This window comes from Acetobacter indonesiensis, assembly GCF_000963945.1.
In the GTDB taxonomy this organism is placed as follows: domain Bacteria; phylum Pseudomonadota; class Alphaproteobacteria; order Acetobacterales; family Acetobacteraceae; genus Acetobacter; species Acetobacter indonesiensis.
In genome coordinates this window covers 1-456 of sequence record NZ_BAMW01000084.1, presented here as the reverse complement: position 1 = coordinate 456, position 456 = coordinate 1, and the positions used below count along the sequence as shown (strand labels likewise).

Below are 456 nucleotides of genomic sequence, written 5' to 3'. Positions count from 1 at the left end.
GATTGCGGCCTTTCAGGCAGGAGTGCGGTTCTGATGGTGTTGCAGTCATTGAAACGGTTTTTCAGGCAAGCGGTTGCGACGACGACTTCTCTGTCTTTGGCTCTGGCTCCGGCAATTGCCAACGCGCAGCAGGCTGCTCCGTCCATTGTCATTGATAACCGGACCAATCCGTCTGTCCCGTCCCCCAGTCTGGACCGGACGGCGAATGGGGTACAGCAGCTCAATATTGCAACGCCGAATGGAGCGGGGCTGTCTCACAATATGTTCACGCAGTATGGCGTTGAACAAAAGGGGCTGATTCTCAATAACGCAACCAAGGCGACCCAGACACAGCTTGGCGGGTATGTGTACGGTAACGCCAACCTGCACGGCAAAGCCGCCAATGTCATTCTGAATGAAGTGACGGGCACGCAGGCCAGTCAGATGCTGGGTTACACGGAAGTTGCCGGGCAAAAA

1 protein-coding gene is annotated in these 456 nt (G+C 55.7%); it reads left to right on the top strand.

The genetic code is table 11. From position 1 onward, the window contains the following. Positions 1–33 precede the first annotated feature (33 nt). The coding region (locus Abin_RS16070; protein ID WP_148315674.1) for a two-partner secretion domain-containing protein at positions 34–456 on the top strand (423 nt) is incomplete at its 3' end.